This window comes from Micromonospora sp. FIMYZ51, assembly GCF_038246755.1.
GTDB lineage: Bacteria > Actinomycetota > Actinomycetes > Mycobacteriales > Micromonosporaceae > Micromonospora.
The window spans coordinates 5262936-5277892 of record NZ_CP134706.1; the positions used below are offsets into that span (position 1 = coordinate 5262936).

Annotated in this window: 16 protein-coding genes and 1 pseudogene; 7 read left to right on the plus strand and 10 right to left on the minus strand. The window is 72.2% G+C overall.

Going from position 1 to position 14957, the window contains the following annotated elements; translation table 11 throughout:
• Positions 1-250: 250 nt before the first annotated feature.
• The 3 genes and pseudogenes from QQG74_RS23465 to mraZ all read right to left on the minus strand — a co-directional run bounded on the left by QQG74_RS23465 (position 251) and on the right by mraZ (position 2595).
• A pseudogene (locus tag QQG74_RS23465) lies at positions 251-854 on the minus strand (hypothetical protein).
• The gene (gene rsmH / locus QQG74_RS23470; protein WP_341716899.1) at positions 851-1954 is read right to left on the minus strand and encodes a 16S rRNA (cytosine(1402)-N(4))-methyltransferase RsmH; all 1104 of its coding nucleotides are present in this window, start codon (positions 1952-1954) and stop codon (positions 851-853) included. The pseudogene QQG74_RS23465 and the gene rsmH overlap by 4 nt, the downstream one beginning before the upstream one ends.
• Positions 1955-2163: 209 nt before the next feature.
• Positions 2164-2595 carry a division/cell wall cluster transcriptional repressor MraZ gene (gene mraZ / locus QQG74_RS23475; protein WP_341716900.1) on the minus strand — a complete coding sequence of 144 codons (432 nt, stop codon included), beginning with the start codon at positions 2593-2595 and terminating at the stop codon, positions 2164-2166.
• 355 nt (positions 2596-2950) lie between these two features.
• Here mraZ and QQG74_RS23480 point away from each other — a divergent pair, with 355 nt between their 5' ends.
• From QQG74_RS23480 to QQG74_RS23490, 3 genes are read left to right on the plus strand one after another with little or no spacing between them, the layout of a single operon-like run.
• Positions 2951-4198, plus strand: coding sequence for a MurT ligase domain-containing protein (locus QQG74_RS23480; RefSeq protein ID WP_341721337.1), 1248 nt, complete (start codon positions 2951-2953; stop codon positions 4196-4198).
• Positions 4188-4910 carry a glutamine amidotransferase gene (locus QQG74_RS23485; protein ID WP_341716901.1) on the plus strand — a complete coding sequence of 241 codons (723 nt, stop codon included), beginning with the start codon at positions 4188-4190 and terminating at the stop codon, positions 4908-4910. Before QQG74_RS23480 ends, QQG74_RS23485 begins: the two co-directional genes overlap by 11 nt.
• Entirely contained in the window at positions 4907-5611 is a 705-nt protein-coding gene (locus QQG74_RS23490; protein WP_341716902.1) for a VTT domain-containing protein, read from the plus strand. The genes QQG74_RS23485 and QQG74_RS23490 overlap by 4 nt, the downstream gene beginning before the upstream one ends.
• 50 nt (positions 5612-5661) lie before the next feature.
• Here QQG74_RS23490 and QQG74_RS23495 read toward each other — a convergent pair whose 3' ends face one another.
• Together QQG74_RS23495 and QQG74_RS23500 are read right to left on the minus strand one after the other, a co-directional pair.
• Complete coding sequence (locus tag QQG74_RS23495) at positions 5662-5853, minus strand: hypothetical protein (protein WP_341716903.1); 192 nt, start codon at positions 5851-5853, stop codon at positions 5662-5664.
• A 39-nt stretch (positions 5854-5892) separates the two neighbouring features.
• Entirely contained in the window at positions 5893-6111 is a 219-nt protein-coding gene (locus QQG74_RS23500; protein WP_341716904.1) for a winged helix-turn-helix domain-containing protein, read from the minus strand.
• A 189-nt stretch (positions 6112-6300) separates the two neighbouring features.
• Between QQG74_RS23500 and QQG74_RS23505 the strand changes: the two genes are divergently transcribed.
• On the plus strand, positions 6301-6615 hold the full coding sequence (locus tag QQG74_RS23505) for a hypothetical protein (RefSeq protein WP_341716905.1): 315 nt from the start codon (positions 6301-6303) through the stop codon (positions 6613-6615).
• Entirely contained in the window at positions 6612-6959 is a 348-nt protein-coding gene (locus QQG74_RS23510) for a hypothetical protein (protein WP_341716906.1), read from the plus strand. Before QQG74_RS23505 ends, QQG74_RS23510 begins: the two co-directional genes overlap by 4 nt.
• Here the strand turns inward: QQG74_RS23510 and QQG74_RS23515 are convergent.
• Both QQG74_RS23515 and QQG74_RS23520 read right to left on the minus strand, forming a co-directional pair.
• Positions 6914-7582 carry a response regulator transcription factor gene (locus tag QQG74_RS23515; protein ID WP_341716907.1) on the minus strand — a complete coding sequence of 223 codons (669 nt, stop codon included), beginning with the start codon at positions 7580-7582 and terminating at the stop codon, positions 6914-6916. The two genes, QQG74_RS23510 and QQG74_RS23515, sit on opposite strands and share 46 nt — an antisense overlap.
• The gene (locus tag QQG74_RS23520; protein ID WP_341716908.1) at positions 7579-8901 is read right to left on the minus strand and encodes a histidine kinase; all 1323 of its coding nucleotides are present in this window, start codon (positions 8899-8901) and stop codon (positions 7579-7581) included. Before QQG74_RS23520 ends, QQG74_RS23515 begins: the two co-directional genes overlap by 4 nt.
• A 131-nt stretch (positions 8902-9032) precedes the next feature.
• Between QQG74_RS23520 and QQG74_RS23525 the strand changes: the two genes are divergently transcribed.
• Positions 9033-9944, plus strand: coding sequence for an ATP-binding cassette domain-containing protein (locus tag QQG74_RS23525; RefSeq protein WP_341716909.1), 912 nt, complete (start codon positions 9033-9035; stop codon positions 9942-9944).
• The gene (locus QQG74_RS23530) at positions 9941-10846 is read left to right on the plus strand and encodes a hypothetical protein (RefSeq protein WP_341716910.1); all 906 of its coding nucleotides are present in this window, start codon (positions 9941-9943) and stop codon (positions 10844-10846) included. Before QQG74_RS23525 ends, QQG74_RS23530 begins: the two co-directional genes overlap by 4 nt.
• Before the next feature lie 67 nt (positions 10847-10913).
• Here QQG74_RS23530 and leuS read toward each other — a convergent pair whose 3' ends face one another.
• The 3 genes from leuS to QQG74_RS23545 all read right to left on the minus strand — a co-directional run bounded on the left by leuS (position 10914) and on the right by QQG74_RS23545 (position 14760).
• Complete coding sequence (gene leuS / locus QQG74_RS23535; RefSeq protein WP_341716911.1) at positions 10914-13772, minus strand: leucine--tRNA ligase; 2859 nt, start codon at positions 13770-13772, stop codon at positions 10914-10916.
• Between the two features lie 272 nt (positions 13773-14044).
• Positions 14045-14506 carry a monovalent cation/H(+) antiporter subunit G gene (gene mnhG, locus QQG74_RS23540; protein ID WP_341716912.1) on the minus strand — a complete coding sequence of 154 codons (462 nt, stop codon included), beginning with the start codon at positions 14504-14506 and terminating at the stop codon, positions 14045-14047.
• The gene (locus QQG74_RS23545) at positions 14503-14760 is read right to left on the minus strand and encodes a monovalent cation/H+ antiporter complex subunit F (protein ID WP_341716913.1); all 258 of its coding nucleotides are present in this window, start codon (positions 14758-14760) and stop codon (positions 14503-14505) included. Before QQG74_RS23545 ends, mnhG begins: the two co-directional genes overlap by 4 nt.
• Positions 14761-14957 lie beyond the last annotated feature (197 nt).

Genomic DNA, 14957 nt, shown 5'->3' on the forward strand with positions numbered 1-14957 from the left:
TCCTGCGACCGGCTGCTGCGGGGGTGCGTCGCTGTTCGGCCCGGCCGGCGGCGGCCGGGCCGGGTTCCTCGCGCAGGGTGCGGCCACGCGGGGTGTAGGCGCGGGCGTCGGAGATGCCGCCGAGACCCGGCCGGTCGTCCCGCTCACCGGCGGCACGCGGCGTCCCACCCCGCTCAGGCGTCCCACGGGACGAACCGCGCCGGGAGCCTGTGGCGTCCCGGCGCGGTTCCTCCGACCTCGGTGACACGGTCTACCCCTCCGCGCCCGACTGGCTCGCCAGGGACGGCTGCCCGCCGGCCGGCTGCGGCACGCCGATCAGCTTGCCGTCCGGCAGCCGGATGTACGCCAGCTCACCGCCGTCGACAAGCCCCTGCTTGCGGGCCTGGGCGGCCAGGTTGCCCGGCGCCTCCGCGTCGGCGATCTGCTTCTTCAGCTGCTGCTGCTCCAGATCGAGCTTGGTCTGCTGCTCCTGCAACTCCAACAGCCGGAAGGCGTTCTCGTTGATCTTCGTGTTGACCGCCAGAATGCCAAGCACTCCGCCGACGACAAGCAGCACCACGAGCGCCGCGAAGGGCGCCCGGGGCACCCGCACCGGCGGCGGCGGAGCGACCCGCAGCCGCGGCGACTCGGCCCGCGACGAATCGGCGGCAGCGGCCCGCTCGACCGGCCGCAACGCGGCACTGCCCTGGGTCGGAAACTCGCGCGCCCCCGGGCGCGAGTCTCCGCCGGCCGGCTCGTCCGCTCGGCCCGGACGTCCGGTCCGGCCCCCGGGCCCGCTCCCCCGCGATCCGGCCCCCCGACCGCGGTACGCGCTGCCCGGCGCCGGCGACGTCCCGGCGCTTCTTCTCGTTCATGTTCCCTCCCCCTCTTCGTCCGTGTCCCCCGGCATCCGCCCCGGATCCCTGCTGGATCCGGTGGCCGATCCCCTCCCCGGTTGGTGCATCCCCTTGACCCGGCGGCGATACCGTTCGCGGTCGGTACGCCCCTGCCGCTGAGCCTGGGGGTCGATCCGCTCCGCGGCCCGCAGCCGCACCGAAGCGGCCCGCGGGTTCGCGGCGACCTCCTCCTCCCCAGGCAGCTCCGCGCCCCGGCTGAGCAGCCGGAACGTCGGCTCTGACCCGGGCAGTTCGACCGGGAGGTCGACCGGACCGGTGCTCCGGACCCGGTCGGCGAGCGCCTGTTTGGTGAGCCGATCCTCCAGCGAGTGGTAGGAGAGCACCACCAGGCGACCGCCGACGGAAAGCCGGTCCAGAGCGGCCGGCAACGCCGTTTCCAGCGCTGCCAGTTCCCTGTTTACCTCGATCCGTAAAGCCTGAAACGTTCTCTTTGCCGGGTGTCCGCCGGTTCGTCGGGCTGGGGCCGGAATCGCGTCCCGGACCAACTCGGCCAACCGCGCCGACGAGGTGATCCGGGCACGTTCCCGATCCCGGATGATCGCCGAGGCGATCCGCCCGGCGAACTTCTCCTCCCCGTACACCCGCAGCACCCGGGCCAGGTCCGGGTGGGCGTACGTGTTGACCACCTCCTCGGCGGTCACCCCCCGGGTCTGGTCCATCCGCATGTCCAACGGCGCGTCCTGCGCGTACGCGAACCCGCGGTCGGGCGCGTCGAGCTGCAACGAGGAGACCCCCAGGTCGAACAGGACACCGTCCACCGTGGGATAACCCAGCCGATCGAGCACCTCGGGCAACTCGTCGTAGACGGCGTGCTCCAGGTGGATCCGGTCGGCGAACCGGGCCAGCCGCACCCGCGCGTGGGCGAGTGCCTCGGTGTCCCGGTCCAGTCCGACCAGGATCGTCTCCGGGTGGGCCTGCAACACCGCCTCGGCGTGGCCGGCCAACCCCAGGGTCGCGTCGACGTGGACGGTGCGCCCGCCCCGGCTCAGCGCGGGGGCCAACAGCTCGAGACACCGCTCAAGCAGCACCGGCACATGCGTGCCGCGTAGCTCCCCCATGTCGACCCCCACTGTTGACCCGATCTCGTTCCCGCGTCCTGCTCGTCGGGCGACGCCGTGCCGTCGTACCGCCAGATCCCCATCCGCTCCCGCCCGTCCGTCGGGCCCACCGGCCCGTCGTGTCGGATCGTGCGCCTGGCACCGGGGAAGGGATGCCAGGAACTCGAAAGCGGCTGGAGATCTCGCAGTACGTCGGGCGTCGCCACGCCCTACAGACCGCCTGGCAGCACCCCTTCCTCGATGTCGGCGAAGTCGTCTTCGCTCTCGGCGAGGTAGGTCTCCCAGGCGACCTTGTCCCAGACCTCCACCCGGGTGCTCGCGCCGATGACCACCAGGTCCCGGTCGAGCCCCGCGTATGAGCGCAGATGCGCCGGAATGGTCACCCGGCCCTGCTTGTCGGGGACTTCGTCGTGCGCGCTGGCGAAGAACACCCGGCTGTAGGCCCGGGCGGCCTTGTGCGTCATCGGCTGCGCACGCAACTGCTCCGCGATGTGCTGGAACTCAGGCGTCGGAAAGACGTAGAGGCAGCGCTCCTGCCCTTTGGTGATCACGACACCCCCCGCCAACTCATCCCGGAACTTGGCCGGCAGGATCAACCGGCCCTTGTCGTCCAGGCGCGGAGTGTGGGTGCCGAGAAACATCGGCCCAACCCCCTCGCCCTTCTAGCGGCGTTCGCGCGCCGCTGACCCCCCGGGCCGGTGGGCCCTCCCGGCCTCACCAATGCGCCCCACTCTACTCCACTTCCCTCCACCCGCAACCAGAATCGACCGCGTTTCGCGCCGCCGCCGCCCACAAAACCGCACGTCAACGCGGGTGGAGCGGAGTGGAGGGGGCGGAGCGCCCCCGGGTGTGGTCCGCTATCCGACATAGATCGACTCGGCTCGCCCGGCGGCACCGGGCCGAGGGCCCGCGACAGCCGGACCGAACGGATCGGCGTCGGTCCCGATCTGACCGGTCGAATGGTCCGGTAACCTCGCTCGCGTGACGGACGCGAAGATGCCCCTGCGGGCGAAGGTGGCCACCTCCGTGTCACGGACCGCCGCGGCACTGTCCCGGGCCGCGGGCCGTGGCGACGGCTCGGTGATCGGCGGATGGCTCGGCCTCAAGATCGATCCAGACCTGCTTGCCCACCTCTCCGCCGGCCGGGCCATCGCGCTGATCTCCGGCACCAACGGCAAGACCACCACCACCCGACTGGCCGCCGCCGCGGTCAGCGCCCTCGGCCGGGTCGCCACCAACTCGTTCGGCGCCAACATGCCCACCGGGCACACCTCCGCGCTGGCCAAGGCCGGCAGCACCCCGTACGCCGTGCTGGAGGTCGACGAGCACTACCTCGCGCAGGTGATCGAGGCGACCGAGCCACACGTGGTGGCGCTGCTCAACCTCTCCCGCGACCAGCTGGACCGGGCCAAGGAGGTCGCCATGATGGCGCAGCTCTGGCGCGCGGCGCTGGTCCGCCACCCGGACATCCGCATCGTCGCCAACGCCGACGACCCGATGGTGGTCTGGGCGGCCACCCCACCGGCCGCGCACGACCAGCGGATCACCCCGCCGCACGTCACCTGGTTCTCCGCCGGCCAGCGCTGGCACGACGACTCCTGGGTCTGCCCCGAGTGCGGCTCGACCATCCAGCGCTCCGGCGAGCAGTGGTGGTGCACCGGCTGCCCGCTGCGCCGGCCCGACCCGCAGTGGACCGTGGACGACGAGGGCGTGCTCGACCCGACCGGCGCCTGGTACAAGGTCAAGCTCCAGCTTCCCGGCAAGGTCAACGTCGGCAACGCGGCCACCGCGCTGGCGGTCGCCGCCGAGTTCGGCGTACGCCCGTTCGACGCGGTCCCCCGCCTCGCCGACGTCACCTCGGTCGCCGGCCGGTACGCGCAGGTGGTGCGGGACGGACGCACCGTCCGGCTACTGCTGGCCAAGAACCCGGCCAGCTGGCTGGAGGCGTTCGACATGGCCGACGAGGCGCCCACCCTGCTCTCCATAAACGCCCGGGACCCCGACGGGCTGGACACCTCCTGGCTGTTCGACGTCGACTTCGCGCCGCTGCGCGGGCGCCAGGTGCTCATCACCGGCGACCGGGCGTACGACCTGGCGGTCCGGTTGGACGTCAACGACGTGCCGTTCCAGCACGTACGCACCTTCGACGATGCCGTCCGGGCGGTGCCTCCGGGCCGCCTGGAGGTCATCGCGAACTACACCGCGTTCCAGGACATCCGAGCGGAGTTGGACCGTGTCAACTGAGAGCCTGCGCATCGTCTGGATCTACCCCGACCTGCTCTCCACCTACGGCGACCGGGGCAACGTGCTGATCCTGGCCCGGCGGGCGCGCCAGCGCGGTTTCCGGGTCGAGGTGCTGGAGGTCCGCTCCGACCAGCAGCTGCCAAACACCGCCGACATCTACCTGATCGGCGGCGGCGAGGACGGCCCGCAGGCGCTCGGCGCGCAACGGCTGCTCGCCGACGGCGGGCTGCACCGGGCGGTGGCCCAGGGCTCGGTGGTGTTCGGCGTCTGCGCCGGCTACCAGTTGCTCGGCACCTCGTTCTTCGCCAAGGGCACCCAGTACCGCGGGCTGGAACTGCTCGACATCAGCTCGGACCGGGGCCCCAGCCGCGCCGTCGGCGAGCTGGCCGGGGACATCGACGCCCGGCTGGGCCTGCCGCCGCTGACCGGCTTCGAGAACCACGGCGGGCGCACCCAGCTCGGCCCCGGCGCGGCACCACTGGCCCGGGTCACCGCCGGAGTGGGCAACGACGGCGTCACCGAGGGGGCGTGGCGCGGCAAGCTGCTCGGCACGTACTCGCACGGGCCGGCGCTGGCCCGCAACCCGGCACTGGCCGACCTGTTGCTGCGCTGGGCGACCGGCGCGCACCAGCTTCCGCCGCTCGACGACACCTGGGCCGACCGGCTGCGGGCCGAGCGCCGGACCGCGGTGGCGGCTGCCGCCCGGGCATGATCTCCGCCGTCCGGCGGCGCTGGGTTCGCCTGGTCAGGAATCCGTCGGCGCTCCGGTTCGGCATGCTGTTGTTCCTGCTCGCCGGGTTCGGGCTGCTGTTGCTGGTCGGACCGCACCCCGACCCGGCGGCACTGCCCCGGCTGGCCGACCGGTTGGGTTCGTTCGCCCCGGTCGCCGCCATCCTCGGCGGGGCACTGCTGCTGGTGGCGCTGGTGCCGCGTACCTTCATCACGCTCGCCGCCGGGGCGATCTTCGGTCCGCTTGCGGGCGCCGGGTACGCGCTGGGCGCCGCGTTGCTGGCGGCGGCGATCGGCTTCGCCGTGGGCCGGCTGCTCGGGCGGGAGTTCGTCGCCGAACGGGTACGCGGCCGGCTGGCCCGCCTCGACGGCTGGTTCACCCGGCAGAGCATGCTCGGCGTGATGACCGTACGGCTGCTACCCATCTCCGGCTTCGGCCTGGTCAGCTACGGCTACGGCACCACCGGCGCCCGGCTGCTGCCGTTCCTCGCCGGCAGCGTGATCGCCTCCGTCCCCACCGCGTTCGGGTACGCGGCGATCGGTGCCGCCGTCACCTCCCCCGGCAACGTCAACTGGTTCGCCGCCGCCCCGGCGTCACTCGGCTTCATCGCCAGCGCGGTCCTGATCGCCCGCTGGTGGCGCGCCGAACGAACCCGCGCCGCAGGCACGACAGCCCCGCAGTAGAGCAGACCCGCTGAGGGCAACACCGGACGTGAGGATTCGTCCCGTGTCCGTTAATCCTCGTCAGTCGGGCCGGGGCGGTTCTCGGCGATCCAGGCTCGGACGGCCCTGCCATCCCAGACGCGGCCCATCTTCAAGGTGACGAGTGGGTCGGGGAATCCCTTGCGGCCCACGATGATCGTGGCGCGCTGTTTGCTGATCCCGCCGAGCAGATCACGGATCTCATCCAACCCAAGCAGCTCCACGACCTGACGCTATACCCGTCGATGATTGACGGACGTCTGCTAACCGCGCGACTTGACGTAGACGCCGCGGCCGGGCTGGCCGTACACCAGCTCTCGCGCCTTCAGTTGGATCATCACAAAGCGAATGACCGTCTCGCTGACCTCGTACTGGTCGCACAGTTGACGGGTGCTGGGCAGCTTGTCACCGGGCTTCAAGACGCCTGACTCAATCTGCCGCGTGATGTCGTCGGCAATCTGTTGATACAGCGGCACAGCCATCGGTCGCCCTCCCTGCATCAAGGGAACACGCAGGGGGACAAGAAATTCGACACGGGGTATTGCCGGTATACCAAGAGTACCCGGTAACGTAGGTTGGCGAAGGGAGCTTCCGATGACGCGCAGCTATGACAGGTACTTGCTCATCACCGCTCTTACCCTGGCCCGCCGTCGACACCGGCCGGAGTGGTCATGGATCAGATGGAGGACGATCTGCCGCTGCGGAAACGAGCTGCCGTGCCGGGCTCGGCTCCGGGTACCGAGGAACCGAGGCCGCTGGGAGTCACCATGACGGCACACGGGCCAGTCATACCGATCTGGACCTGCGCGGGGTGTGGGTCACCCTGGCCCTGCCGCACCCGCCGCCGGGAGCTACTGACCGAGTACGACGGCGCTCCGGTTTCCCTGTCGATCTACCTGGCGTCGCATCTGGTGTCCGCGACGCAGGACCTGGGCTGGGCTCCCGCCGGTGCGCTGCACCGCAGGTTTCTCGGCTGGCTGCCATGAGCGTGGCCGAGCGCCCGGGACCGGGTGAAAAACCTACCGCGCCGCTGCCGAAGGCCGGCGACCTGCTCCATGTGGGTCGGGAGGCCAGCGTGCAGTTCACCAAACCGATCCTGTTCCGCGTGATCCGGGTGCTCGACCGGCCCACCTACGACGGATGGATCTGGTTGGAGGGCTATCAGCTCGACAGCAGGGGCGATGCGGTGGACCGGCGGTCGATCTTCGTCTTGCGGGCCGGATTGCGTGTTGCCCCCGCACTCGCCGCTGGGAAACCGAGGCGTCTCCGAGCGGCGGCACACGTTCAGCGTTCCGTGGGGCCGGTGCTGCCGACCAGGCCGGCCTCGTAGGCGGCGATGACCAGGTGTACCCGGTCCCGGGCACCGAGCTTGCTGAACAGCCGGGCCACGTGCGCCTTCGCGGTCGCCGTACTGATGAAGAGCCGCTCGGCGATCTCGGCGTTGGACAGGCCCTGGCCGACCAGGGTGAGCACCTCCCGCTCCCGGTCGGTGATCCCGGTCAGGGACCGCGACCGGGGTGCCGAGGTCGGTCGGTGGGCGAACTCGGCGATGAGCCGGCGGGTCACCCCCGGGGCGAGCAGCGCGTCTCCGGCGGCGACCACCCGGATCGCGGCGAGGATCTCCTCCAGCGCCATGTCCTTGACCAGGAAGCCGCTCGCCCCGGCACGCAGCGCGCCGTGCACGTGCTCGTCATCGTCGAACGTGGTGAGCACCAGCACCCGGGTCGGTCCGCCCGCCGCGGTGATCGCCCGGGTGGCCTGGATGCCGTCCGTGCCGGGCATCCGCAGGTCCATCAACACCACGTCGGGCGCGATCTCGCGGGCCAGGCGGACCGCCTCGGCGCCGGTGGCGGCCTCCCCGATCACCTCGATGTCCGGCACGTCGGCGATCAGCACCCGCAACCCGGCCCGGACCAACGGCTGATCGTCGACGAGCAACACCCGGACGCTCACGGCCGCACCCCCGCACCCAACTGATCCCCGCCAACCGGCCGGTCATCGTCGGTCGGACGGTCGCCGTCGGTCGGCCGGTCGCTGACGGGCGGGGGGTCGCTGACGGGCGGGCGGTCGCTGACGGGCGGGCGGTCGCTGACGGGCGGCGCGGGCAGCGGCAGTCGGGCGGTCACCCGGAAGCCGCCCTCGGGTCGCGGGCCGGCCTGGAATCGGCCGCCGAGGGCCAGGACCCGTTCCCGCATGCCGATCAGCCCGTGCCCGTCGCCGCCGACCGAGCCACCCCGGCCGTCGTCGGTCACCTCCACGGTGACCTCGTCGTCGTCGCACTCGACACTGACCCGGCAGGCGTCGACGCCGGCGTGGCGTACCACGTTGGTGAGCCCTTCCTGGACGATGCGGAATCCGGCGAGGCCGACCTCCGGCGGGACCGGGCGATCGCCGTACCGGCGCAACTCGACCCGGACCCCGGCGTCGGCCGCCGCCGCGACCAGGCGGTCCAGGTCGGCCAGGCCGGGCGTCGGGTCCAACGGTGCCGACTCCCCCACCCCACGGCGCAGTGCACCGAGGGTACGCCGCAGCTCGGCCAGGGTGTCCCGGCTCGTCGCCTCGATGGTGCTCAACGCGGCGCGGGCCTGTGCCGGCTGGGTGTCGATCACCCGGGCCCCCACGCCCGCCTGGATGGCGATCACGCCGATGCTGTGCGCCACCACGTCGTGCAGTTCGCGGGCGATGCGCAGCCGCTCGGCGGTGACCGCCTCAGCGGCGGTGTGCGCACGCAGTGCGGCGGCCTGCTCCCGTCGCGCCCGCACCGAGTTGCCGAGCGCCCAGGCGGTCGCGACCGTCAGCACGGAGAGCGCGGCCTGGTCGACGCCGTCGACCAAACCGTTGACGAAGGGCGCGAGGAGCTGGGCCACCAGCACCACGGCGGCGGCGAGCCCGGACACCCGGCGGGAACGGTTCGCGGCGACCACGCCGAGCGCCGCGTCGACGGCGAGGAACTGCACGTTGAACAGGATGGTGTGGTAGTCCTGGCTCCAACCGTGCACGGTAATGCTGGTCCAGAGCGCTCCGGCGAGCATCAGCCCCAGGCCGGTCAGCGGCCGGCGGCGCAGCAACGCCGCCGGCAGGGCCACGATCAGCAGCGGCACCAGGTACCGCTCGGGCAACCACCAGCCCACCACGCCGATCCCGCCGCCGCTTGTCGACACGACCGGTGCCAGCGCCCAGAGCAGCGGCAGGACGGCCACCCCGGCCCAGACCAACACCGCCCGCACCGCCGACAGGGCGGTCCGGCGCCGGAGCGAGGCGGGATTCTCCACGGGCACACGCTATCCAGCCAGATGCGTCGCGGGCATCGGCCCACGGGCGTACGCCCATCGGCCACCACCGGGCGTTGCGGTGTGGCCGGCGGGACGACGCCGACCGACCCGCCGCCGGGCAGCGTGAAGGCATGATCGAACTCCAGGCCCTGACCAGGCGGTACGGCCGCACCACCGCCGTCGACGAGCTGACCCTGACCGTGCGGCCCGGTCACGTCACCGGCTTCCTCGGCCCCAACGGCGCCGGCAAGTCCACCACCCTGCGCATGATCCTCGGGCTGACCACACCGACCAGCGGCACCGCCACGGTCGGCGGCGTCCGGTTCCGGGACCTGCCCCGGGGGCTACGGCACGCCGGCGCGCTGCTCGACGCCGGGGACGTGCACGGTGGGCGCAGTGCCCGCGCCCATCTGGCCAGCCTGGCCCGCAGCAACGGCATCGGAATCGGGCGGGTCGACGAGGTACTGGGCCAGGTCGGCCTGGACCGTGCCGCCGGCCGCCGGGTCGGCGGGTTCTCGCTCGGCATGCGGCAGCGCCTCGGCATCGCCGCCGCGCTGCTCGGTGACCCGCCCGTGCTGCTCTTCGACGAGCCGTTCAACGGGCTGGATCCGGAGGGGGTGCGCTGGGTACGGGGACTGTTCCGGCGGCTCGCCGCCGAGGGCCGAACCGTCTTCGTCTCCAGTCACCTGATGGGCGAGATGGCGCACTGCGCCGACCAACTCGTGGTCATCGGCCGAGGTCGGCTGATCGCCGAGGAGTCCCTGGCCGACTTCGCCGCCCGCGCCGGCCGGTCGGAGGTGGTGGTCCGTACCCCCGAACCGACGTCGCTCGGGACCGCGCTGACCGCCGAGGGCGCGACCGTGCGGTCCGCTCCGGACCAGACCCTCGCCGTGACCGGCCTGGCCGCCGAACGGATCGGCGACCTGGCCCTGGGCCTGCGAATCCCGCTGTACCAGCTGACCACCCGTACCGCCGCACTGGAGGAGGCATTCATGGCACTCACCGCCGCCGACGTCGAATACGCCACCGGGGAGCAGCGATGAGCGCCCTACTCTCGTCCGCCGCCGCCCCCGCACACCCGGCGCGCTTCCGCGACCTGCTCGCCGCCGAATGGATCAAGCTCTGGTCGCTCCGCTCGACCTGGGCCTCCTTCGCCCTGATCCTGCTCGCCATGGTCGGCCTCGCCATCCACGCCGCGCTGGCCACCCACGCGGGCTGGCCGGACTGGCCGGCCGAGCGGCGGGCGGTACGCTCCCCGCTCTGGGACGCCTTCCCCACCGAGGCGCAGATGTTCGTCGTACTCGCCGCCAGTGGTGTGGGCGCGGTGGCCATCGGCAGCGAGTACGCCTCCGGGCTGATGCGCACCACGTTCGCGGCCGTCCCCCGGCGCGGTGCCGTCGCCGCCGCCAAGCTGACCGTGCTGACCGGAGTGCTGACCCTGCTCGGGATGCTTGGCGCGGCGGCGGCGTTCGCCGGGTCGCAGGCGATCCTCGCCGACGTCGGCGCGAACATGTCGGTCGGCGACCCTGGCGCGCTGCGCGGGATCGCCGCGTCCGCGCTCCTGGTACCGCTCTGCGCGCTGGTCGGCATGGCCCTGGCCGCGCTGACCCGGCACACCGCGCCGGCGATCGTGACCGCCGCGACGGTGCTGCTCCTGCTGCCCACCGCCGTCGACGAGGACGAACGCTGGAGCGCGCTGCTCCGGCACGCCATGCCGGTGCCGGCGTGGCAGCGGCTGATCGAACCGACCGGGCCTCCGCCGTGGATGACCGACATATACCCGGCCACCGTCGCCGGGGCCTGGACCACGTACGCCGGCTGGGCAGTGGCGACCGCCCTGATCACCACCCTCGCCCTAAACCGCCGCACCCCTAACCCACCCACCCACCCCACCTCACCCACCCCCACCCTCACCCTGTTGATCATGAGGTTGGCGGCAGTTTGAAGATCAACGACTGCCGCCAACCTCATGATCAACGAGGCAATGGGGTGGGGGTGGGGGTGGGGTGGGGTCACAGCACTACGGAGACCATGCGGGCGGGGACGACGATGACCTTGCGGGGTTCCTTGCCGGCCAGTACGGCGGCCACCGCTGCCAGTGCCTGGGTACGGACGTCGTCCTCGGTCGCGTCGGCGGGGACTTCGATCCGGCCGCGAACCTTGCCGTTCACCTGCACCGGGTAGGTGACCGTCTCGGCGACCAGCAGGGCCGGGTCGGCGACCGGGAAGTCGGCGTAGGTCAGCGAGGTGTCGTGGCCCAGCCGCTGCCACAGTTCCTCGGCGATGTGCGGGGCGACCGGCGCCAGCATCAGCACCAGCGGCTCGGCCACCTCGCGCGGGGTCCGGTTCAGCCGGGTCACCGCGTTGGTCAGCTCGATCAGCTTGGCGATCGCGGTGTTGAACCGGATCCCCGCCATGTCGCCCCGGACGCCGTCGATCACCTTGTGCAGCAGCCGCCGGGTGGCCTCGTCGGCCGGCTCGTCGGTGACCCGGGACGCGCCGGTCTGCTCGTCGACGATCGCCCGCCAGACCCGTTGCAGGAATCGGTACGAGCCGACCACCGCCCGGGTCTCCCACGGGCGGGACACCTCCAGCGGGCCCATCGACATCTCGTACACCCGGAACGTGTCGGCGCCGTACGCCGCGCACATCTCGTCCGGGGTGACCACGTTCTTCAGGGACTTGCCCATCTTGCCGTACTCGCGGTTGACCTGGACGTCGCCCAGGTAGAAGCCGCCGTCGCGCTCGACGACCTCCTCGGCCGGCACGTACGCGCCCCGGGCGTCGGTGTACGCGTACGCCTGGATGTAGCCCTGGTTGAACAGCTTGCGGAACGGCTCGAAGCTGGAGACGTGGCCCAGGTCGTACAGCACCTTGTGCCAGAACCGGGCGTACAGCAGGTGCAGCACCGCGTGTTCGGCACCGCCGACGTACAGGTCCACGCCACCGCAGTCGCCCTCGGCGCGCGGCCCCATCCAGTAGCGCTCGTTCTCCGCGTCGACGAACCGTTCGGTGTTGGTCGGGTCCAGGTAGCGCAGTTCGTACCAGCAGGAGCCGGCCCACTGCGGCATCACGTTCGTCTCCCGGGTGTAGCGCTTGGGCCCGTCACCCAGGTCCAGCTCCACCTCCACCCAGTCGCGTCGGCGCGACAGCGGCGTCTCGGGGTCGCTGTCGGCGTCCTGCGGATCGAAGGTACGCGGGGAGAAGTCGTCCACCTCGGGCAGCTCGACCGGCAGCATCTCCTCCGGCAGTGCGATGGCGGTGCCGTCGGCGTCGTACACGATCGGGAACGGCTCGCCCCAGTAGCGCTGCCGGCTGAACAGCCAGTCCCGCAGCCGGTAGGTGGTCGCGCCCTGCCCGGCGCCGTTCGCCTCCAGCCACTCGATGATCCGGGCCTTGGCGTCGGCCACCCCCAGGCCGTTCAGGTCCAGGCCGCGCTCGGGCGCGGCGCTGTTGACCGCCGGCCCCTCCCCGGTGTACGCCTTGCCGTCGAAGCCCTCCGGCGGTGCCACGGTACGCACGATCGGCAGCTCGAACAGCTCGGCGAAGTCCCAGTCCCGCTCGTCCTGAGCGGGCACCGCCATGATCGCGCCGGTGCCGTAGCCGGCCAGCACGTAGTCGGCGATGAAGATCGGAATCCGCGCACCGGTGACCGGGTTGGTGGCGTACGCGCCGGTGAAGACGCCGCTCTTCTCCTTGGTCTCGGCCTGCCGCTCGACGTCGGTCTTGGCCGCCGCCGCCTTGCGGTACGCCTCCACGGCGGCGCGGGGGTTGGCGTGCCCGCCGGTCCACGCCTCGCGGGTGCCCTCCGGCCAGACCGCCGGTACCAGCGCGTCGACCAGCTCGTGTTCCGGCGCCAGCACCATGTAGGTGGCCCCGAAGATGGTGTCCGGCCGGGTGGTGAAAACAGTGATGCGGGCTTCGCCCGCAGAATCGGAATCACGGGTCGCGGCCGGGAAGAACACGTGCGCGCCCTGCGAGCGGCCGATCCAGTTGCGCTGCATCAGCTTGATCGGCTCCGGCCAGTCCAGCTTGTCCAGGTCTTCCAGCAGCCGGTCGCCGTACGCGGTGATCCGCATCATCCACTGCTTCAGGTTGCGCTTGAAGACCGGGAAGTTGCCCCGCTCCGAGCGACCGTCGGCGGTGACCTCCTCGTTGGCCAGCACGGTGCCCAGCCCCGGGCACCAGTTGACCGGTGCCTGCGACACGTACGCCAGCCGGTGGTCGTCGATGATCTGGCGACGCTCGGCGGACGACAGCTGCGCCCACGGGCGGCCGTCCGGGGTGGGCCGGGTGCCGGCGGTGAACTCGGCGGTCAGCTCGCTGATCGGGCGGGCCCGGCCGGCTTCCCGGTCGTACCAGGAGTTGAAGATTTGCAGGAAGATCCACTGGGTCCAGCGGTAGAAGTCGGTGTCGATGGTGGCCACCGAACGCCGCTCGTCGTGGGCCAGGCCCAGGCGGCGCAGCTGCGCCCGGTACCGGTCGATGTTGGCCTCGGTGGTGGTGCGCGGATGGGTGCCGGTCTGCACCGCGTACTGCTCGGCGGGCAGGCCGAACGCGTCGAAGCCCATCGCGTGCAGCACGTTGCGCCCGGCCATCCGCTGGTAGCGGGCGAAGCAGTCGGTGCCGATGTAGCCCAGCGGGTGCCCCACGTGCAGCCCGGCCCCGGACGGGTAGGGGAACATGTCCAGCACGTACAGCTTCTCCGCGTCGAAGCGCGGGTGGCCCGGGTCGGCCAGCGGGCCGGACGGGTTCGGCGCGTGGAAGCTGCCGTCCCGTTCCCAGATGTCCTGCCAGCGGCGCTCGATCTCGTCGGCCAGCACGGCGGTGTACCGGAATGGTGGGGTGTCGCTGGTAGCTGCTTCGGTCATGGCCTTCTCCTCGCGTCGCTCGGCGGAGTCTGTCCGTGCTGGCTGGTCTGGTGGCTGCCTCGGTGGCCCGCCCTGCGGCCGACGACGGACCCCGCAGCCGGCGGCGGGCACGAAAAAGCCCCTCACGCAGGAGGGGCCGCCGTGCTGTCGCGCCTTCAGCGCATCAGCACGGCCCGGTAAGAAGCAGGAAAACTCCGGCCATGCCCGCAGTGTACCGCCACCGACAGCAGGCCCGCCGACCACTATCCCGCTCGCGGCGCGCATCCCGTCGGTCAACGCTGACGCTCACCGCTGCGACCGGCATCGTCACCGGTCGCAGCATCCCCGTCCCGGCCGCCGCCCGCCCCGGTTCTGCCGTCGTCGTCCCCGCCCCGACCGTCGTCCGCCCCGGCCCGACCGTCGCTCTCCCCGGCTCGGCCGCCGAGTTCGTCGTAGCGGGTGATCGGCGCCAGCGGCGCTCCGGCCCGGTAGGCGGCCCGGGCCAGCGCGTACCCGCCGACCGGCGCGGTGAAGAGTTGCAGGCCGATCGCCACCAGCACCACCACTGCGGTACGCACGCTGGGCACCAGCAGCAGGACGCCGAGCAGGACCAGGCTCAGCCCGAGCCCGGCCGCCTTGGCGACGGCGTTCATCCGGTTGTAGACGTCCGGCAGCCGGATCAGCCCGACCGCGCCGATCGCGATCAACGCGGTACCGAGCAGCAACAGGGCGTACGCCGCCACCGTGCGGATCATCGCTTTCCCCGGTCCACCAGCCGGGCCATCGCCACCGTGGCCAGGAAGCTCACAAGCGTCCCGGTCAGCACCAGATCGAGCAGGTCCGGCGTGTCCAACCGGGCGGCGAGCAGGGCGACGGCCGCCAGGAAGACGAAGAAGCCGAGGTCCAGGGCGGCGGCCCGGTCGGCGTCGGTCGGGCCGGCCACCAGCCGGTAGACCACCGCCACCATCGCGCCCGCGAGGACCACGAGCAGTACGTCGAGCAGGATCATGGCCACCTCCGCGGCACGTCCGGATCGTCATCGGGCGGTTCGGGATCCCGCTCCTCGGCGGCCGGACCGGAGGCGGGCGGGTCGGGGGCAGGCGGACCGGCGGCGGGCGGGTCGGGGGCAGGCGGACCAGGGGCGGGCGGGTCGGCGGCAGGCGGACCGACGGCAGGCGGACCGGGGGCGGGCGGATCGGCGGCAGG